Source organism: Herpetosiphon giganteus (assembly GCF_016907925.1).
Classification (GTDB): Bacteria; Chloroflexota; Chloroflexia; order Chloroflexales; family Herpetosiphonaceae; genus Herpetosiphon; species Herpetosiphon giganteus.
In genome coordinates this window covers 47370-67797 of the sequence record NZ_JAFBCZ010000024.1, presented here as the reverse complement: position 1 = coordinate 67797, position 20428 = coordinate 47370, and the positions used below count along the sequence as shown (strand labels likewise).

At 49.9% G+C, this 20428-nt stretch carries 18 protein-coding genes and 1 tRNA gene; 11 read left to right on the top strand and 8 right to left on the bottom strand.

The genetic code is table 11. From position 1 onward, the window contains the following. The first annotated feature begins 165 nt into the window (after positions 1–165). The gene (locus JOD20_RS26755; RefSeq protein WP_204756834.1) at positions 166–2244 is read left to right on the top strand and encodes a lamin tail domain-containing protein; all 2079 of its coding nucleotides are present in this window, start codon (positions 166–168) and stop codon (positions 2242–2244) included. A 230-nt stretch (positions 2245–2474) separates the two neighbouring features. Here the strand turns inward: JOD20_RS26755 and JOD20_RS19260 are convergent, their stop codons facing one another. Further along, positions 2475–2870: a response regulator gene (locus JOD20_RS19260; RefSeq protein WP_204756833.1), complete on the bottom strand. Its 396-nt coding sequence runs from the start codon at positions 2868–2870 to the stop codon at positions 2475–2477. Between the two features lie 242 nt (positions 2871–3112). Between JOD20_RS19260 and JOD20_RS19255 the strand changes: the two genes are divergently transcribed. From JOD20_RS19255 to JOD20_RS19240, 4 genes are all read left to right on the top strand, one after another. Next, on the top strand, positions 3113–4657 hold the full coding sequence (locus JOD20_RS19255; protein WP_204756832.1) for a CHASE4 domain-containing protein: 1545 nt from the start codon (positions 3113–3115) through the stop codon (positions 4655–4657). A 336-nt stretch (positions 4658–4993) separates the two neighbouring features. Further along, positions 4994–6073, top strand: coding sequence for an ArsR/SmtB family transcription factor (locus tag JOD20_RS19250; RefSeq protein ID WP_204756831.1), 1080 nt, complete (start codon positions 4994–4996; stop codon positions 6071–6073). Between the two features lie 56 nt (positions 6074–6129). Continuing rightward, on the top strand, positions 6130–6996 hold the full coding sequence (locus JOD20_RS19245) for a polyphosphate kinase 2 family protein (RefSeq protein WP_204756830.1): 867 nt from the start codon (positions 6130–6132) through the stop codon (positions 6994–6996). 95 nt (positions 6997–7091) lie between these two features. Then, entirely contained in the window at positions 7092–8096 is a 1005-nt protein-coding gene (locus JOD20_RS19240; RefSeq protein ID WP_204756829.1) for a homoserine dehydrogenase family protein, read from the top strand. Positions 8097–8150: 54 nt separating this feature from the next. On the opposite strand, the gene JOD20_RS19235 is transcribed toward JOD20_RS19240, so the two are convergent. The 5 genes from JOD20_RS19235 to JOD20_RS19215 form a co-directional block, all read right to left on the bottom strand. Next, on the bottom strand, positions 8151–8990 hold the full coding sequence (locus tag JOD20_RS19235; protein WP_204756828.1) for an ABC transporter permease: 840 nt from the start codon (positions 8988–8990) through the stop codon (positions 8151–8153). 2 nt (positions 8991–8992) lie between these two features. Beyond that, positions 8993–9955: an ABC transporter ATP-binding protein gene (locus tag JOD20_RS19230; RefSeq protein WP_204756827.1), complete on the bottom strand. Its 963-nt coding sequence runs from the start codon at positions 9953–9955 to the stop codon at positions 8993–8995. A gap of 64 nt (positions 9956–10019) precedes the next feature. Then, positions 10020–10679, bottom strand: a complete 660-nt coding sequence (locus tag JOD20_RS19225) for a response regulator (RefSeq protein ID WP_204756826.1) — start codon at positions 10677–10679, stop codon at positions 10020–10022. Positions 10680–10698: 19 nt separating this feature from the next. After that, on the bottom strand, positions 10699–12342 hold the full coding sequence (locus JOD20_RS26905) for a histidine kinase (protein WP_204756825.1): 1644 nt from the start codon (positions 12340–12342) through the stop codon (positions 10699–10701). Continuing rightward, a complete protein-coding gene (locus JOD20_RS19215) occupies positions 12323–12793 on the bottom strand; it encodes a hypothetical protein (RefSeq protein WP_204756824.1) in 471 nt (156 codons plus the stop codon). The genes JOD20_RS26905 and JOD20_RS19215 overlap by 20 nt, the downstream gene beginning before the upstream one ends. A 234-nt stretch (positions 12794–13027) precedes the next feature. On the opposite strand from JOD20_RS19215, the gene JOD20_RS19210 reads away from it, so the two are divergent. The 3 genes from JOD20_RS19210 to JOD20_RS19200 all read left to right on the top strand — a co-directional run bounded on the left by JOD20_RS19210 (position 13028) and on the right by JOD20_RS19200 (position 16416). Next, positions 13028–14152, top strand: a complete 1125-nt coding sequence (locus JOD20_RS19210) for an SPL family radical SAM protein (protein WP_204756823.1) — start codon at positions 13028–13030, stop codon at positions 14150–14152. A 167-nt stretch (positions 14153–14319) separates the two neighbouring features. After that, positions 14320–16107, top strand: a complete 1788-nt coding sequence (locus JOD20_RS19205; RefSeq protein ID WP_204756822.1) for a putative bifunctional diguanylate cyclase/phosphodiesterase — start codon at positions 14320–14322, stop codon at positions 16105–16107. Between the two features lie 63 nt (positions 16108–16170). After that, on the top strand, positions 16171–16416 hold the full coding sequence (locus JOD20_RS19200) for a hypothetical protein (protein ID WP_204756821.1): 246 nt from the start codon (positions 16171–16173) through the stop codon (positions 16414–16416). A gap of 64 nt (positions 16417–16480) precedes the next feature. On the opposite strand, the gene JOD20_RS19195 is transcribed toward JOD20_RS19200, so the two are convergent. Together JOD20_RS19195 and JOD20_RS19190 are read right to left on the bottom strand one after the other, a co-directional pair. Then, the gene (locus JOD20_RS19195; protein WP_204756820.1) at positions 16481–16897 is read right to left on the bottom strand and encodes a hypothetical protein; all 417 of its coding nucleotides are present in this window, start codon (positions 16895–16897) and stop codon (positions 16481–16483) included. A 156-nt stretch (positions 16898–17053) separates the two neighbouring features. Beyond that, the gene (locus JOD20_RS19190) at positions 17054–17626 is read right to left on the bottom strand and encodes a PspC domain-containing protein (RefSeq protein ID WP_204756819.1); all 573 of its coding nucleotides are present in this window, start codon (positions 17624–17626) and stop codon (positions 17054–17056) included. Positions 17627–17765: 139 nt separating this feature from the next. Between JOD20_RS19190 and JOD20_RS19185 the strand changes: the two genes are divergently transcribed. The 3 genes from JOD20_RS19185 to JOD20_RS19175 all read left to right on the top strand — a co-directional run bounded on the left by JOD20_RS19185 (position 17766) and on the right by JOD20_RS19175 (position 20411). Beyond that, positions 17766–17840 (top strand) — tRNA-Cys (locus tag JOD20_RS19185). A gap of 130 nt (positions 17841–17970) precedes the next feature. Beyond that, the gene (locus tag JOD20_RS19180; protein ID WP_204756818.1) at positions 17971–19044 is read left to right on the top strand and encodes a dipeptide epimerase; all 1074 of its coding nucleotides are present in this window, start codon (positions 17971–17973) and stop codon (positions 19042–19044) included. Between the two features lie 203 nt (positions 19045–19247). Beyond that, the gene (locus JOD20_RS19175; protein WP_204756817.1) at positions 19248–20411 is read left to right on the top strand and encodes a substrate-binding domain-containing protein; all 1164 of its coding nucleotides are present in this window, start codon (positions 19248–19250) and stop codon (positions 20409–20411) included. The last annotated feature ends 17 nt before the right edge of the window (positions 20412–20428 follow it).

Here is a 20428-nt window from a genome sequence, read left to right as displayed (position 1 = left end):
AGCGCCACCGAAGCAATTTCACCAACTAAAACGTCACTCCAATTGCACCCAGAACTAGGCCATGGATAGGACTAAATAGCATTGACGTATAGCTAGGCTGCGTGGCAAGATCGCTTGTGACCCTTCTGTTCTCGCCACATGTGTTTCTTGCTGAGGAGTATTGGTATGCAATTGCGCTCGTTGCGGTCGTTATTGACTGTGGATCGTGCCCGAATTGGCTCGTTGTTAAGTGTTTTCTTGGTCGGCTTGATGGCGTGGATGCTGCCGCAGGCTGGTGCACGGCCAACCTTCGCCGTCTCAAATGGCGTAGTCATTAGCCAGGTTTATGGCGGTGGTGGTAATAGTGGTGCCACTTATACCCATGATTTTGTTGAGTTATTCAATCGAGGTTCAGCAGCTGTTTCCTTGAATGGCTGGTCGATTCAATATACCTCAGCAAATTCTAGTGGACTTTTTAGTGGGAATATTGCGATATTACCAAATTTCTCACTTCAGCCAGGTCAATACTTTTTAGCACGACTGGCTAGCGGAGGTGCGGTTGGTGCTGCGCTCCCGACTGCTGATGTTTCAGCAAACAACATTAATATGTCTGGTACAGCTGGGAAAGTTATTGTCGCAAATACTACAACTGGTTTAGCTTGTAACGGCGGCTCTACGGCATGTACTTCCGAGCAGCAATCACAGATTGTCGATTTAGTTGGTTTTGGTACCACTGCGAATTACTTTGAAGGTAGCAGCCCCGCACCTGCCCCAAGCAACACAACCAGCGTCATTCGCACCAATCCATGTGTTGATGCTGATAATAATGCAACTGAATTTACGGCAGTTGCGCCAAACCCACGCAACAGTGCCAGCCCAACCCTGAGTTGCTCAGCAGCAACCAACACCCCAACCAATACAGCGACCAACACGCCAACGAATACTGCAACCAACACCCCAACCAACACAGCGACCAACACGCCAACGAATACTGCAACCAACACCCCAACCAATACGGCTACGGCGACAGAAACTCCGGCTCCAACCAGCACTCCAGTGCTTGGTGGCGATAATAATATTTTGTGGGATTATCTCTATCACAGTGCAACCAGCGCAAATCCCCAAACCGAGCTTGTGCCCGGCGAAAGCTATAGCTTCTTGCATAGCGCCACGGGCACAATCAACGAAACGACTGCGGTAACGATTTCTGCATTAACCGATGCCCTCGATGTGCAAAACGCCAGCCTGCGCTATTGGGATGGCACTACTTCAACCACCATTCCGATGACCCGCAGCAAATCGTTGACTGCAAGTTTTCGCAACCAAGCAAGCCATAGCTACGACTTATGGCTGGCCAGCATTCCCGCGCAAGCAGTGGGCACAACCGTTTTCTATCGGGTGATTGTGCAAGATGGCGGCTCAACGGCCTATATGAAGCAAACAAATGGCCAATATGTGAACCCGCTTGGGCAACATGTGCGTGGCTTTAACGATGATCCCGATGATTATAGCTACACGGTTGTAGCCTCAAATCCAACTGCAATCCCGACAAGTACCGCAACCGAAACGCCAACCAATACCGCAACTGTCGCGCCAACCGCAACCGATGAACCAACCGCGACCGCGACCGAAACGCCAACCAATACCGCAACCGTCGCACCAACGGCGACCAATACCGCAACCGTCGCACCAACGGCGACCAATACGGTCACGCCAAGTCCAACGGCGACCGATGAACCAACTACCACTGCAACCGTCGCGCCAACGGCAACCGATGAACCAACTGCGACTGCAACCATTGCGCCAACGGCGACCGATGAACCAACTACCACTGCAACCGTCGCGCCAACGGCGACCGATGAACCAACTACCACTGCAACCGTCGCACCAACGGCAACCGATGAACCAACTACCACTGCAACCGTCGCGCCAACGGCGACCGATGAACCAACTACCACTGCAACCGTCGCGCCAACGGCGACCGATGAACCAACCGCAACCGCGACCCAAACGACAACGCCAACGATCACGGTGACGCTAACGGTTACGCCTGGTGAACCAACCGCAACCGCAACCCAAACAGCCACGCCGACCATTACGGTGACGGTAACGGTGACACCTGGTTCGCCAACGCCAACCAATACCCCAACCAGCACCGCGACCCAAACACCAACCCACACGCCAACCGCGACCTTGGTTCCAACCGCAACCAATACTGCGATTCCAACCCAATACAAAGTCTATTTGCCTTGGACTGGCAAATAACGCTCGGTTCATCAACGGGGTTCCCAAATGCGAGCAAGCGGCAATCAAAGCGCCGCTTGCTCGCTAAGGTGGGAGCTAGCAAGAAAAACAAATTATGCATGTGAAGCTAGAAGAGCGAAGCAAAAACGAGGCTAGAACGGTGTATAATCTGCGGTACACAAAGCGAGGATTGGCTCGGCGCTAATTTTTTTCCTGCCTATTTGGTATACGTTGCGTTGATCGATAGCGCTTTATCCACCAAGCTTGATCTCAAAGGCAAGCTTATGCCGTTCGGCTACAAGCTGAATCGTTGAGAGCAAATAGGCAAAATCAATCGGTTTTTCAACATAGGCATCGCAGCCAACCGCCAAGCAGCGTTGACGATCACCAGCTAAGTTGTAGGCAGTGATTGCAATAACTGGAATCGAGCGGGTTTGGGGCGAGGCTTTGAGTTGGGCGGTCGCTCCCCATCCATGCAGTTCGGGCATCGACATATCCATCAAAATCAAATCAGGCTTTAATTGCAAAGCCAACATCAAGCCTTCAATGCCCGTTTTCGCGGTGCTAATCTTAAAACCCCGTCGTTGCAAGCGGGTTGTGAGGATGGTGCGGTTGTCTTGGTCGTCATCGACAATTAAAATGTGCATAGCTTGCTCCTACCATCAATCAAGCGCATTCAAGAAACGCGCTCCCAGTGATTGATACTCTGATCTTGTTGTATACCATAAAGTCCTAGCTGTAAATAGTTACTTTCGGGTGATATTGCTCACCACAACGGTGGCTTTAAGCAGTTGGATAGTTGGTTTGATCAAGCTTAATCTCTTGTGGAGCACAGCTTTTTCGTTTCAGGTTGCATCATAACCAATGCTACTATTAAGGACATTCAACGATGAAATCAGCCTATCAACAGTATGTGCATAAAAGTGTACGTGGCAAAATTAGCCTTGCCTTATTAGCCATTATGCTGCTTGTGGTGCTGATTTTGTTAATTCCGCTGCGCTATATTGTCAATAGTTCGAGCCTCTTCGCTGAACAACAAGAAATGCAAAACCACCTCGAACGGGTTCGACGAGCAATTAACGCTGAACTAACCCAAATCGATGCCCTTGTTTTGTCGATGGCAACATGGGACGAATCGTATAATTTTATCAATCAACGCACGCCAACGTACATCGCCGAAAACACCAATGACGATGTTTTTGAACTGTATAACATTCAAGCAATCCTCTACACCGATCAACAAGGCACGATCGTTTTTGCCAAAACCTACGATCCCAAGCAAGCCAAACCTGTTGCCGTGCCGTTTGAGTTTTTTGATATTAATAATTTTTACCCGCAACTGCTCCAACATCCCCGTCTTGATCAAGGCAAAACCAGCGTCGTGCGGGCTGGCACAAAACTCTGGCTGTTGGCAGCGCGCCCAATTATCACCAACGAAGGTCAAGGCCCAGCTCGTGGCACATTAATTTATGGGCGGTTGGTTGATCAACAAGTGGTTGATCGGATTAATTATCAAACGCTCTTACCAGTGCAATTAAGCGATTATCGCTTTTTAACGCCCAACCGTCAGCATGTGGTGAGCGATTTAGCCAACGATCAGCGCTTAGTTTCGCGGGCCTTCAACGAGAATACGCTCGAAGGCTTTGTGGTCTTTCCTTCGATTGACAATCAGCCGCTGTTAGTAGCAACCTTGGCTTTGCCGCGCACGATTTACATTCAAGGCCAACGCACCTTTTGGCTGATTGCCAGCGTGGTGGGGATTGCTGGTTGTTTGGGCTTGCTCAGCCTGTTTTGGGCTTTGCGGCGCTTTATTTTCCACCCATTGACCTCAATTGTTGGCGATTTACGCCAGATCGATCCCAGCCAGCCCAATCAGCAACACATTAATTTTGCTAGCCCCGATGAATTAGGTCTCTTGGCCAAAACTGTCAACCAAGCGCTGGATTCGTTGGCCGTGGCGCAGCGCGAACAATTGGCCGCCGAAGCCAAGCGCAGCACCTTGCAAGCAGAAATGCTCGATAATCAACACAGCCAATTACAAACCCAAGCCGCTTTGCTCGAACTGCAAAAGCAAACCTTGGCCGAACAAGCCTTGCCATTAATTCCGGTTTCCCGCGAGGTTTTGGCGCTGCCGTTAATTGGCCAAATTGATCTGACGCGGGCTGAGCGCTTGCAAACCACAATTTTGCAAGGTATTGAAACCCATCGCGCCCGTAGCGTCATCCTCGATCTGACGGGCGTTTCGCAGCTCGATCAACAGGCAGCAATCGCGCTTGGCCAAACTGCTCAGGCCGTGCAATTATTGGGTACACGCTTGTTGCTAACAGGGGCCAATCCGGCGATTGCTGAAGAAATTGTGGCTGCCAATATCGATTTTGGCCAAATCGCAATCTATCAAACGCTGGCCGCTGGCATGCAAGCAGCATTGCGCTAAATCGAATCGCATTAATCCAGATTTTGGGTCTGCCGTATCCAAACCCCGCTTCAGTCCCCCGAACGAGGGGTGAATTTTGCCATGATTTGGGTCAATCCTAGGGCTGGGGGTGAGGAACATATGATAATTCTTCCCCAAAAATATCAGCGTTTAGTTAAGCTTTGGCCACTGTTAGCCGAAGTGAGCCAGAATATGCTAAAATGTACAAGCCTGCATAACCCATCCTTCAGAGCGTTGTCGAATGCGGGGGCGTATTGTCCCTCGTGCAGGGATTGATCCGCTAGCTCTATCACCCCAAATGGTGGGAACGCATCTTAAAAGTAGGAGTCGATGGCTATGACTGAACTCGTTCGCGCTCAACCGGCATTTAAAGTTGATTTTGTCCCATCACTTGGGTTGGATCTGCTTTCGACAATGGGTCTGATTGGAATTGTTCACGATTTTGAGGGCTTAGATGCTTGGCTGGTTGAAGCTGCTGCGAGTGTGCCACCACGCTTACGCCACGATATTCAGCTGGCAATGCGCTTGGGTGTGTATCCCTATGTTGTGGTTGAAACGGTGGCTGGCCAACTTTTAGCCCCAGGTGCTGCTGGCCACGACGATTTTAATGGCTTGATCGATGATCTCAAAGCGCTTTCGGCGCAAGAATGTGCAGCGATTGTGCATAAAATTGTGCAACGCACCGCCGCCAACGCAGATATTGAATTATTGCACACGCCAGCAGAAATTATTGCTGATCAAGAGCAATTAGAAGAATTATTGGCTAAAATGCAATTTCCAGTCGATACCGAAGAATTAATCGAATTGTTGCAACAGCCAACCGAATGGCGCGACTTATTGGTTTCAACAATTCAGCGCTTCTGGGATCGAATTTATCGCGAGCAATATGAATTGCAACAAGCTCGCCGTGAACGCAATGCTCATTATCATCGTACTCATCAATATAGTGTTAACTTCCGCGATTTATTTGCTGGTGTAACTGGCCGCCGTTTGCCAGACCACATTCATGAACGACTTAGCACCATTAGCACCGTGCGTTTTGTTCCATCACAATATATCGGGCCATATTTGTCGTTTCTGTTTAATAATTCATTACTTACTGTGTTTTATAATAGCAGCACCACACCTGCCGAAGGCGACGAGCAAACTGAGCGCACTCAAAGCCTCTATCAGCCATTGGCAGCCTTGGCCGATAAAACCCGCCTGCAAATTATGACCTTGTTACATGGCCGTGAATTATATGCCCAAGAAATTGTCAATTTGCTCGATATTCATCAATCAGCAGTTTCACGCCATTTGAAGCTGATGGAAACCTCTGGTGTGCTGAATGTGCGGCGCGATAAAGGCGCAAAATATTATTCAATCAATCGCCAACGGATTGAGGAAATTTCAGCGCGCTTGCGCGAATTTGTCTAAGCATTCGTGCTAACGCTCCGTGATTGCGGGGCGTTTTGCATTTAAAGGAGCCTATCATGTCAATGCTTGACCAAGTTGATTTATCGCTACATTTGGGCAAAAAATCCTACGAGCGCCAGCTTGAAGAATTACAATTTAAAATGTTGCGCTTGCAACGCGCCGTAACCCAAATTGGCCATCGCATGGTATTGGTCTTTGAAGGCTGGGATGCCAGTGGCAAAGGCGGCGCAATCAAACGCCTGACCGAAGCGCTCGATCCACGCGGTTTTGTGGTGCATCCAATTGCTGCGCCCACACCAGAAGAACGCGCCCACAACTATCTTTGGCGCTTCTGGAACCGCATGCCCCGCGATGGCCAGATGGTGCTGTTTGACCGTTCGTGGTATGGCCGCGTGCTGGTCGAGCGGGTTGAGGGCTTTGCGACGATGCGCGAGTGGAGCCAAGCCTATGGCGAAATCAACGATTTTGAACGAATTTTACATAACGATAGAACCTCGATTTTAAAATTTTTCCTGCATATTTCTAGCGAGGAGCAAGAAAAACGCTTTCGCGACCGCGAACAAGATCCGCTTAAAACTTGGAAATTAACCGAAGAAGATTGGCGCAACCGCGAAAAATGGCCAGAATATGCAATTGCCACTGATGAAATGCTGGCCCGCACCTCCAGCGAAATCGCGCCATGGCAGGTGATTGCCGCCAACGATAAACGCTGGGCACGGATTGCGATTCTCAAGGCTGTGGTTGAAATGCTGGTTGCCGATATGCCGTTCGAGTTTGACGACGACAATGTGTTGGTGCTCGATCGTTCGGGAGCCTATGCCTTGGTTGATGCAGGCAAACTTGATGCCAAAGCAGTTGAAGCAGTGATTGCCGAAGAAGAAAAAGTGCGTAAATTGCTCAAAAAGCAGCGTAAAGCCGAATAACGAGCAAATTTGCGTCAAGCTTGATCCAAAATGTTGCCTAAATAGTTGGCTAGCCCGTACAATACAGCCCGACACATCAGATAAGGACGCTAACAATGCACAATTTAGCAATTTATGGCTTTGGTGGAGTCGGGCGGGCGGTGCTAGCCCAAGCATTGCCTCATTTTACGCTGGCCTTGGTGGCCGATCGTTCTGGCTATGTGGTTGGGCCGTTGAGCAACGAACGCTGGTTGGCGGTTGCTGCGGCCAAAGCCCAAGGTGCAACTTTAGCTAGCTTGCCAGAAGGCACCAGCGGCGATTGGCGAGCTGCCTTGCCTGCTGGCTGTTTGGTGGCCGATACCACCGCCGAAGCCAACGCCGGCCAATTGGTCGAATTAGTTGCCAGTGGCCAGCGTTTGGCCTTGGCCAACAAAAAACCATTGTGCGATGATTTGAATCTGTTTCAAGCCTTGGTTGGCGAGCACCGCACCCGCTACGAAGCCACTGTTGGCGCAGGATTACCAATTGTCGTCACCACCAATTTGCTGCGCGATACTGGCGATCAGGTGCAACGGATCGAAGGCTGTTTGAGTGGCACTTTGGGCTTTTTGCTCTCATCGATTGAGCAAGGCCAGCCCTATTCCGCCGCAGTGCGTGAAGCCAAAGCCTTGGGCTGGACGGAACCAGACCCGCGCGACGACTTGGGCGGGGTTGATGTTGCCCGCAAAGCCTTGATTTTGGCGCGAACTTTGGGTTATCAATGGAACTTGAGCGAGATTGCGATTGAACCATTGTATCCTGCTGAGTTTGCCGATTTAAGCATTGCTGAATTTATGTCCCAGCTTGAGCAACTTGATGCTGGCTATGCCCAACGTCAGGCTGATGCTGTGGCCCAAGGCCAAACTTTGCGCTACGTTGCTTCGATTTCGCCCGCTGGTGCGCGGGTTGGCTTGCAAGCAGTTGCCAACAATAGCCCGCTTGGTTCGCTCAAAGGCCCTGATAATCTGGTGGCGTGGACGACCAAGCGCTACCAAGAACGACCGCTCGTGGTACGCGGGCCTGGTGCAGGCGTTGAAGTAACCGCCTCGGCAGTCTTGTTTGACCTCTTGGCCTTGCGCTAAAAAAAGACCGTGGTCAATGAAGACCACGGCCCAAACCCTCTTGAGAGCTACAAGCTATTGCCCAGCCATATCCCGTCGTTGAAACAGCAAGATTCCAAAAATAATCGAGCCAAAGATATAAGCCAACACCACCATGAGGCTGGTTGTCAACGATACTTGAGTGCCAAATAACCCTTCAAGCATGCCGAGCGTCATGGTTTTTTGCTCACCTTCATAGAGCCAATTGGCCTCAAGATTCGCAATGTGGGCATTGGGAAGAATTTTGGCCACCAGCTCGGAAAAGTTGATTGCAACTCCAAAAATTGTGTTTCCCACAATCCCAAACACAATCCCCATAATCGTCGAACGGCTGATCATCGTTACCAACAAGGTAATTGATGAGAACACGATCAATTGCAAAAAGATTGGTACCAGCGATTTGAAGAGTCCTGAAGCTGAAAATAGATCCATATTGCTAATATCGCCACCAATCACTAAACTTCCAAGCATTGCTACCAACGCCCCAAAAATCAGCGACATGACGATCAAAAGCGTCATAAATAATAAACAGATCACAATTTTGATAATAATAAAATCACTGCGCCGTGCGCGCCGTGGGAGCAGCACTTTCCACGTATCATTGGTATATTCAGCGCCAATGCTGTTGCTCATAAAGACAATCGCTAAAATCGAGCCAAGTTGGCTGAGTACGATTAATGGTAATTCCAAGCTAGTGGGAAACATGGTTAGTTGTTTGATATTTTGGCCAAATTCGCTATTTGTGCCTTGATAGAGTGCGATCCCAACAGCACCCACAAAACCGAGCAAAATAATACCTAAGGTAACGATAAACAAGCCAATATTGGCTGGGCGTTTATAGGTTTTGGTCCATTCAGCACGAAATAAATTCCACATTATTAGCGACCCCCTACCACAACTTCAGCCAACGGTTGTGGCGCAGCTGCGCCACCGTTACCGGTAATTTCCAAGAACAACGATTCGAGCGAGCGTTGGCGCACCACCACTTGGAACACATCAACATCAGCTTGCACCAATTTGCGCATTACTTGTGGCACATCCTGCGGTTCGGCGTTGATATTAATCCAGTGTTGGTCAAAGCTGGTGGCTTTTAATTCGGGAATTTCTTTCAAAATGGCCATGGCCTTGTCAAATGGTGCAGCCTCGATTGCATAGCCTGGGCCGCCTTCAGCAGCCAGCAAATCGCGCACCCGTCCTTGTTTGATTGTTACGCCTTTTTGAATAATTGCCACATTCGAGCAAACTTGTTCCACTTCAAACAACAAGTGGCTCGAAAGGAAGACGGTGCGGCCTTCTTGGCCCATGCGCAAAATCAAATTCCGCATTTCGACCGTCCCAGCAGGGTCAAGCCCGTTGGTTGGCTCATCGAGAAACACCAATTTGGGGTCGTTGAGCAGGGTTGCTGCCACGCCAAGCCGTTGCTTCATCCCCAACGAATAGGTTTTAACTTTATCTTTTTCACGGCCACGCAAACCCACAAATTCAAGTAATTCATCAAAGCGGGCTTGCGGTAAATCATGACCACCAGAACGGGCTAAAAGACGTAAATTTTCTAAGCCCGACATAAATGTATAAAATGCTGGCGATTCGACAATTGCCCCAACATATGGTGCAATGTTTTTGCGCGCATGTAAAATATCATGGCCAAAAATTGCTGCCTTCCCAGCTGTTGGTCGGATTAGCCCCAATAACATACGGATAGTGGTGGTTTTACCCGCACCGTTTGGGCCTAAGAAACCGTAAATCGTACCTTCTGGAATATGTAAACTTAAATTATTCACTGCTGGGACATTTTTATAGACTTTCGTCAATCCTTCAGCGGTAATTGCGATTCCACTCATAGAATGCTCCTCTATAGGCTGCGATGTTAGTATAACGTTAACATTGGGTTCAATGTTGCAGTTATTATTTATTTTGTTCATCATCAAGCGGCACAAGGCGCTCACGTAAGGCCATGATTGCCGCTTGAGTGCGATCTTGCAAATGTAACTTGGATAAAATATTGCTGACGTGAGTTTTAACCGTACGCTCGCCAATGACCAAATGATCGGCAATTTCAGCATTGCTCATGCCACGAGCAATACAGGTCAACACTTCGCGTTCGCGTTCGGTTAGCGTATCCAACGGCGAGCGCCGCGAGCTGGTAAGTTCGGTCATCAAGCGCGAGGCAACCATGGGGTGCAAGGTCGCTTCACCACGCCGCGCCGCGCGAATGGCCGCCACCAAGGCATCAGGCCCAACATCTTTGAGCAAATATGAGAGCGCTCCCGCCTTGATTGCCGGAAAAATCCGCTCATCTTCGCTATACGATGTGAGCACAATTACTTGGGTCGATGGTGAGGCTCCGCGCACTTGGCGGGTTGCTTCCACGCCGTCGATGCCAGGCATCAGCAAATCCATCAACACCACGTCGGGCAACACTTGGCTAACAACCTGAACGCCTTCTTCGCCAGAAGCAGCCTCGCCTACAATCTCAATATCTGGTTGCGTATCCAAGAAGGCCCGCAATCCGACCCGTACTACAACATGATCATCAACTAAAACAACTCGAATTTGCTCGTGCATGCTCCGTCCCTTCGTGCTATTAACGCGGCTCTACCAGAAGCCCGGTTTGGCTGCGTGGTACAACGATGCGCAGGCTTGTACCTTGGCCCGGAGCGGCGGTTACTTCGACTGTGCCGCCAACTGCATTGGCACGCTCCTGAATGCTAATTAAGCCAAGCGAGTGCGAGTTGCGTGGCTGTTGGAGATCAAAGCCACGGCCACGGTCGCTGACTTCTAAAATGGTGCGCTGGGCCTCGTATTCGAGGTTAACACTGGCACTATTAACCCCGCTATGCTTGGTAATGTTGGCCAATGCTTCTTGACAGATGCGATAGAACGCTTGCTCGTGATCTAAGGGAATACGTCGTTCGCCGTTGATGTTTAGCTGAATTTGCAAGCCTTGACGACGAGCAGCCTCTTCGACCAGTTGACGTAACGCTGGAACCAAGCCTTGATCGCCAAGCGCTGCTGGCCGCAAAGCGAAGATCAAGCCTCTGGTTTCGTGCAAGGCCCGTTGGGCCATTTGGCTGAGTTGTTCAACTTGGCTACGGGCTTTATCTGGTTGGGCTGGCAACAAATTGCGGGCCGCTGCTGCCAACATCGTTACGCTAAATAGCTCTTGGCTGACGCTATCGTGTAAATCGCGGGCAAGCCGATTGCGCTCCTCGACAATTGCTAATTGGCCTGCTTGCTCCACCAACGCCGCATTACGATCAGCAAGTTGACGTAACATTTTGACATTCGATTCAAGCTCTTGGGCCATGCTATCAAAGCGGCGGGCTAATTGGCCAATTTCATCGCTGGCCGTATCGTTGACCCGCACGCTCAAGTTGCCAGCAGCCAAACTATCGGTGGCTTTGGTCAGCTGAACCAAGCGGCGTACAAAATTACGCGCCACAAACCAGCCATACACCATGCCAATAATCGCATTAGCAATCAGCGAAACAACCGAACTAACCATAAAAATAATCACCATCAGCAGCGCAACAATCACTTGATTTTGGCTCAGTGGCCGCGAACGAACATACAATGCGCCAATAACTTGGTTGGCTTGGTCAAGAATCGGCGTTGCAATCACTAAATAATTGTCATAAGTCCACGTCAGCTGATCAATATCGTTGCTGCCTGCCAGTGCTGCCTGCACAACCCGCCGATCATTGCCAATCACCGAATCATTCCATGGTTGGCCAGCAGGGGTATAGCGGGGAAACGTGCCACCGAGCACCGTTCCCTTGGCATCGAGCAGCAGCAAATGATAACTTTGGCTGAAATCATTGGTTGCCTCTGGGGTAAAGGCCTCGGCAGGCATCAAAATAATCTCTTGCGAAAGATCGCTGGGCGTATTATTAACCGTATTGCTGATTGCCAATTCGAGATTATTTTGCAAAAACTGGCCGCGCAACGAGCCAAAACGATAGCGCAAAACTTGCTGGATTGTGCGCGAATCGGTTGGCTCTTGCAGCACTGCACTAAATTCGGCTGCATGATTTTGCGCGGCGCTGAGGAGAGTGGGCGCATTAAGCGGTGGCGCAGCACCCATAACCACGATAAAGGCTAAGGTATTGATCAACAAGGTCAGCGCTACGCTGATCCACACATATGACCATGTGAGTTTCCAGCGTAGCGTGCCAAAGCGTTGGCGCAAGCGATGGCGCAAGCTTAATTTACGATGCTGCTGCTGCACTCGCCGCCTCTCGTCGCCACGTTGTTATTGCAAATAATAAACAGCCAAGCTGCAAATCAAAGGGCTGTGAATCATGAAAATTGGCAATCATCGTCCGATTCCAAAAACCTTCGGTTTTAATTTCACCAACGATCTGCTGATTCAGATACACCTGATAGGTACTTTTCCAGGCCGATGGCCGCTCAAAGCGTAACGGTTGGTTGGCATAATGGCCTTCGAGAATTGGTTTCCAAAAACCAAAGCGCTGAATCCGCATTAATTCTTGTCCATTGACTGTGATCAGAATGGGGTAGCCCTTGGCTTTTGGATTGTCAAGGCTATAGAAATTAGCTCCAATTTGCCATTGGACCGTGCCACGCCAACCCTTAAATTCCACTTCGAATGGGGCATGATAAGGGCTGCTAATTTCAAGTTTTCTGGCAGTCCAACTACTATATCGAGCTTGCAGCATTGTATTCTCCAATCAGCACAGTGCTTAATCATTACTATAAATCAGTGATTTGGATTGTACATCCGAATCAGGGGCCAACTGAAACTGTAAAATTTGCAACTCGCCCTCGTCCTTTAGTACGAGCCTCGCCATGAGCAGGTTGCGCTCCACGAGTTTCGCGCTTAAGCAAGCGCAATTCACATGGCCAAAGTTTGGGTATAATGCGCAAGAATAACTACACCATGGAGTCGTCTAATGGCCTATTATGTTGAAGAGCGCCCTGGTGGGCCAGCGCTTGCACCTCGTCGCCCTACAATTAATGAATTTTTTCTCTCGACCTATCAAGTTGGTCCATATGTGGGCTGCGAATTTGGGTGCGCCTATTGCGATGGCTGGTCGTTCAGTCAGCGGCCATTCAACGAGGTTATCCGCGCTAATGTTGATTTGCCCGATCGCTTTGCCGAGCAATTAAGCTCAATTTCGCGCGGCGATTTGGTGGCATTTAGCCTTGGTGATGCCTATCAACCTGCCGAAAAAACCTATCGTCTGACCCGCCAGATGTTGCAGGCTTGCCAAGTTGCCAAACAACCAGTGCTGATTTTGACCAAAAGTTTGGCTGTGATGGATGATTTGACCCTCTTGCAACGCATGAATGAGCAGGGCTTGGCGATTGTGGTGATGAGCATTCCCACCATCGATCCCTTGCTTTCTGAAAAATTAGAGGGCAAAGTGGCCCCGCCCTCTGCACGCTTGGAAGCCTTGAATACGCTCAAACGCGCAGGAATTCCCACCGGCGTGGCGATGCTGCCAGTCATTCCCTACCTGACTGATACTGATCGCCAATTGCCGATGACCTTGAATGCAATTGCCAATGTGCAGCCAGATTTTGTGCTTTGGGAATTTTTGTGGCAGCCAAACGAACGCCATCGCCAACGCATGGCCGACCTCCTTTCGCGCTTGGGCAATTATCCCGCTTCCTATTATCGCGAATTGTATGGCAAGGAGATGCAGCCTAGCCTTGAGTATCGCCGCGAGATGCACCGCGATATTTTGGGCCGTTTTGAAGAATTGAATCTGAACCCACGCGCACCCTTAGCGCTCTATCGCGACCATTTATCACCGAATAACGTTGCATCCTTGATGCTCAAACACCAAGCCTTTATCGATCAAATCAAAGGCCGTGAATTGTTGGCCAGCCGCCATTCCAATTTGGCCGAAGCGGTGTTTAATGGCAAAGCCGATGAACCTGCGCTCGCGGTTAGCCCGTTGTGGCCAATGCTGCGCGAAGTGTTGAAAATTAGCGACAGCCGCGAGCGGCTCGACCAAATTCTCGACAAAGTGCGTAGTCCCGATTCCCCTGTTCCTCCCAGTAACGAGTGAACCATGAAGGGGCAATTGGAGTACATAAGGTGAGCAAAAAAACCGCCTGTAGAAGTTGTAAAACTCCTACTCGACAAAGCTACGAACTCAGGTAGGATGTAATTCTCTGAGTTCCCAATGTCTAAATTTGCCCTGACCGCAGGTTTAGGCTGATTCACGCAGGTGTCATGAGTGTTCAAACACCCACCATCCGATTGCCCGATTCGACTGTCCAAGCGGCCTTCTTGCCAACCGAATTGATCTTAATCGGCCTCGTATGCTGGTTGGGGGTTTGGGTTTGCTGGCGTTGGCTGCGTCGGCGCACTGCGCTGCAAATTAGCACCCAATTGAGCTTATGGCACTGGCCGCAAAGTCAACAAACCTTAATCATCGATCAGCATTCCACGATTATTTCAATTAGCCCAACGCTGAACCAACAGCTTGGTTACAGCGATTTATCACTCAATGGCACAGCATTCGCCCAACTTTTGCACCCCGATTCGTACTACCAGTTGCGGCAAGCCCTGAATCAGCCAACCAGCCAAACTCAATGGCAACCCTTGCGCTATCGCCATGCAGATGGCTCGTGGCACACTTTAGAATCGTGTTGGCATCAAGTTGGTCGCTATTGGATTATCAGTTGCCGTGAGCGTGAAGCTGTTGCGTTTGATCGAACGCCACCAACAATCGATTGGTTAACGGGCTTGCCCAATCGCCACAGCTTGGTCGTTCAACTACAACGCCTGATTGCGCAGCGCCAGCTTGATCAACACCAGTTTGCGGTGTTGTTTGTCGAGGTTGATCGATTTAGCGCGGTCAATGATGCCTTGGGCTACGATGTGGGCGATCAGGCGCTGCAAACGATTGCCCAACGCCTGCAAGCGACGCTTGGCCCAGCCGATTTGGCGGCTCGTTTGGGCGGCGATGAATTTGTGGTGGTGCTGGCTCAGGTGCAGCATGCCCAGCAAGCGCTGGAGCATGCCCAACGCATTCAAGAGCAATTTAGCCAACCCATGCTTTTGGCCGATAAACCAATTTATACCTCGCTGGGCATTGGCGTAACCCTTGGTGATGGTCAATCGCAGGCCGAAACGCTCTTGCGCGAAGCAGATACGGCAATGTATCAGGCCAAAACCGCTGGCATTGGCCAAATCTTTTTGTTTGATCGGGCTTTGCATGCGGCACTGACTGAGCGTTGGCAATTGGAAATTGATTTGCGTGGAGCCTTGGAGCGCCACGAATTGATTTTGCATTATCAGCCAATTACGGCCTTGCCAACTGGCCAGATGGTTGGCGTTGAGGCTTTGTTGCGTTGGCATCATCCGCAGCGTGGCATGATTTTGCCCAACGAGTTTATTCCTTTGGCCGAAGAAAGTGGCTTAATTGTGCCGATTGGTTTTTGGGCGCTCGAAACTGCGTGTCAGCAATTTTTGGCGTGGCAAGCTGATCATTCACGCTCTGGCTTGCAGGTGCTTTCGGTCAATCTTTCGGCGCGCCAATTGGCTAGCCCAGCGCTCATTCAAACCCTTGGCGAGATTATTCAACGCACGGGCATTGCCCCAGCTCAATTGGAACTAGAAATCACCGAAAGCATGGTGATTCATGGCTTGGAATCGGCGCGGGCGCAATTGGACGCAATCAAAGATTTGGGCGTAAAGTTGGCAATTGATGATTTTGGCACTGGCTATTCATCATTGAGCTATTTACATCACTTCCCATTAGATACGCTCAAAGTTGACCGTTCATTTGTTAATGCCATGAGTGGTGGCAGCCGCAACGTCGAAATTGTGCGCGCAATTATCATGCTTTCGCAGCAATTGGCTATGAATGTGATTGCCGAAGGCATTGAAACTATCGAAGAAGCGGCAACCTTGCGCGATTTGGGCTGCGATTATGGCCAAGGCTATCATTTTAGCCGCCCGCTGACCGCACCCGATATTAGCTCGTGGCTGCATAGCCAACCCTTGAGTCTCTGAAACATGGGGCAATCTAGCTCGTAACATAACCTGAATTGAATTTCCTTGAGTGAGAGATACTTTATGCAAACCAAAGAAACGCGGATACTCGCAGTCGTTGCTGGTGGGATTAACTGGATTATTAGTTTGATGGCAGCTTTTGGTGCTGAAGATGGTTGGTTTCAAGCAGGCCAATTTTTCTTTTTGGGCGGCTTTTTTGTTCTATCAGGCTTGCAAGCTAGCTATGAAGGTTCTGCGCTGTATAAAAAATTAGCGTGGGCTTCGCTTGGTATAAGTATGATTTTTGCCGTATTGCATTTGATGAATTAAATAAAAGCCCTGCTGCGTTGGCACACACAGCAGGGCATTGGTTTTAATGGTTCTTTGTGGATTACTACATGCCGAACAAACGATTGCCTGGCAAGCGCAGAATTCCAACCACAATTAACACCAAAACGGCAATTGTGCCGAGCGCCATCAAGCGATAGCGGGCGGCTGGAATTTCACCGCGTTTGACTTTGGTATTGACGACATGCGCCAATCCCAAGGCCAGTACCATCACTGTTGGGTGTTCAAAGCGCACCGTCGCAGGATTGAGTTGGCTCCACGATTTGTTGACAACATACAAGGCTAAGCCAAGCAGCAACTGAATATCAATTGCAATTGTGGTGAACAACATAATTTTGCGTGCAGTGTCGCTCCATGGTTGTTTGGTCAGCCAACCCCACAAACCATAGCCAACCGCAACCAAAATCGCCAACATAACAATCCAACGCCAACCAGAGTGAGCGTTTAGCAGAAAACTGGACATGAGTCGGTGATCCTCCAAAACACAAGAAATCGAAAGCACTGTGCTGAATGCTATCATAGCATAGCCTAGCTGCGTCAAGCATTCAATCGTTGCCATGTATGAACAACAAAAAACCGCCCTCAGTGCTCAGCACCAAGGGCGGTTGGGGTGTTTGAATTAGATTTTGTTGTTGCGAATCAACCACACGCCGGCAACGACCAAGCCAACTGGAATCAGCACTGGAGCGATGTCGACCAAGATGCTGCTCAGGAACAAGGCACCACCGATGACCAAGGCGCTCTTGAGCCACAAGTTGCGGCGAGCTTTGATTACATCTGGGCTAACCGAAGCAACTGGGGTTGAAAGGTTGCTAACTGGAATGCTTTGGCCAACTGGTTGACCGGTCACTGGGTCGAAGCGATATGGTTCAGCTTTGATTGCTTGGCCAGTCATTGGGTCGAACCGAGCATTGACGCTTGGTTGAACCCCGACGCTTTGGGCAACTTGATAGTTGACTGGTTGTTGGACAACTTGGCCTGGTTGAGCCAAGTAGCTCACTGCGCCGCGAGGCATAATGAACCACAACAATGGGTAGAGCAAAATGCTAATCCCAGTCCAAACCAACAAGACAAAGCTCAGGCGAACCCAGATTGAATCGACGGCTAAGTATTCGGCAATCCCACCACAAACGCCAGCAAAACGGCGGTCGGTAGCGCTGCGGGTCAAACGGTTCGAAACTTGCGTAGTCATTGGTGTAGCTCCTTCAAAAGCAATTGTTTGATTATCTGGTAGCTAGGACGCTGGGCTATTTTGAATTGTTGCAGTGAGATTCCAACGAGTTTCATCATTCTTGCAGTGAAGTTGATGCTGTGGTATAATCCCGCCTGTTGGCGACATAGCCAAGTGGTAAGGCAGTGGTCTGCAAAACCGCGATCCATGGGTTCGAATCCCATTGTCGCCTCCAAACGATCAAACGCTGGTTGATATATTCAGCCAGCGTTTGGTGTTTTAGCTGCTTTAAATAGTTCGGTTTGCGGGCGAAGCGCCGCTATAATACAAGCAATCAAATAGCCTTGTAGGATAGGAGCCTCGCTATGCTACCAACCACAATTCGCACAATCAGTGCTGAAGCGATCAATTTGCCCTTGACCGAGCCTTTTGCCATTGCCAGCGGCAGCCAAGCGGTTGCGGCCAATGTGTTAATCAAAATCGAATTAGCCGATGGTACGCTTGGCTTAGGCGAGGCGGCTCCTTTTCCGGCGGTCAGCGGCGAAACCCAAGCGAGCACCCTTATTGCCGTCCAAGCCTTACAACCAAGCCTGCTTGGCGCAGATGTGCGGGCATGGCGAAAGTTAGCCTTGCTGCTCAATCAGCTCGATCACGAGGCGGCGGCTGCTCGTTGTGGCCTCGAAATGGCCATGCTTGATGCCTTAACCCGCCACTACAAGGTTCCATTGCACATCTTTTTTGGTGGTATGAGCCAGCAGCTCGAAACTGATATGACAATTACCGCTGGTGATGAGGCCCATGCCGCAGCTTCGGCCAAAGCAATTGTTGCCCGTGGAATTAACGTGATTAAGGTTAAAACAGCTGGCGAGAATGTTGACTACGATCTGGCACGAGTGCGAGCAATTCATCACGCTGCGCCCGATTCACCATTAATTGTTGATGGCAATTGTGGCTATGATGTTGAGCGCGCATTAGCTTTTTGCGCTGCTTGCAAGGCAGAAGCGATTCCGCTGACGCTTTTTGAGCAACCATTGCCACGTGAAGATTGGGCTGGCATGGCCAAGCTTAGCGCTCAAGCGGGCGTTGCAATTGCCGCCGACGAATCGGCGCGCTCGGCCAGCGATGTGTTGCGCATTGCTCACGAAGGCACTGCCACGGTGATTAATATTAAATTGATGAAGGCTGGTGTGGCCGAAGCCTTGAACATGATTGCGATTGCCGAGGCGGCAGGTTTAGGCTTGATGATTGGCGGCATGGTCGAAAGCATTTTGGCCATGAGCTTCTCGGCCAATCTGGCAGCTGGCAATGGCAATTTCCAGTTTGTTGATTTGGATACCCCGCTGTTTATTGCTGAACACCCGTTTGTTGGTGGCTTTGAACAGGCTGGCGGACGTTTAACCTTACCCAATGTTGCTGGTCATGGCGTGAATTTGGCCTAAATCAAACCCCCGCAGCCACCCAATGCTCAGCATTTGCCCATTTTTGGGCTAGCTTTTTAAGCTTCGTTGCACTAGACTTGCTGTAACAAAACCAAGTGAATGGCGTAGATAAATTGCTCATTCTAATGGGCTGAAATGCTATTTTTGCTTAACAAAACCATAACATTGGAGCATTCTTGATCTTTGGATAGAACGGAGTTGTTATGCGTAAGGCATGGGTGGTTGCAATAGGCTTTTTTCTGATTTGTGCATTCGTCGTTGGAGCCGTCAGCAACGGCTGGCTGGATTCTTCAGCTCCGTTGGCAATTTTACCAACGAGAATGCCGAGCACGCCCGACCCAAGTCAGGCAATTAAGCTCCAAATAGTCTATAGCAGTGAAAAAGATATTTGGCTCAAGCAAACAGTTAATACATGGCTCGCGACCAAGCCCACGGTCGATGGCAAGCCAATTCAGGTCGAATTGATTTCACGCGGCTCGCAGGAGATTGTGAGCCAACTGGAGGCTGGCAGTTTGCGCCCAACCGCGATCAGCCCAGCAAGTAGCTTGCAAATTACTCAAATTAATGCGGCCCAAATTGATGGCAAAACCAATTTGGCTGCCGATACTCAGCCGTTGCTGATTTCGCCGCTAGTGCTGGTGGCCTACGAAGGCTCGCCCGCATCGAAGCTGGTCAAATCGCAGGATGCGCAGTTTTGGCAAGCGCTGCACGATGGCGTATTGCTGCCGACGCGTAGCCAGAAAATTCTCATGAGCCAAACCAGCCCAACCACCTCGAATAGCGGGTTTCAAGCCTGGGTTTTGATGGCCTATGCCTACCATAATAAAGCTAACGGCTTAACCGCTGCTGATATTAGCGATCCCAAGTTTGTCGAATGGCTGCAAGGCTATGCCAAAAATGTCGAACAATTTGCTGAAAGCACTGGCTCGCTCATGCAAAAAATGGTGCAGGTTGGTCCAGCTAATTATGGGGCTGCTATCGTTTATGAAAGCACAGCCTTAGAATATTTGCCTAAATCGCAGGGCCGCTTTGGCAAATTGCTGTTGCTGTATCCACCGCAAAATTTATACAGCGACCATCCCTTGGCCATTTTGGATGCCTCGTGGAGTAGCGCTGATCAACGCGAAGCTGCTGGTTTGCTCCGTGAATTTCTCTTGGAAAAAGACCAACAAACGACTGCTGTGCAGCAAGGCTTTCGCCCAGTCGACCCTGATGTCGCAATTGATGCAGCCGATTCGCCATTTGTAAAATACCAAAGCGCTGGCGTGCAAATGAGCATCGCCAACTTGGCAGCCGAGCCAGATGCAGCCACCATTAAAGCGGTGCTCGATTTGTGGAATTCGATTGAACCAAGTGTTAAACGTTAACCAGCGGAGCAATTTTT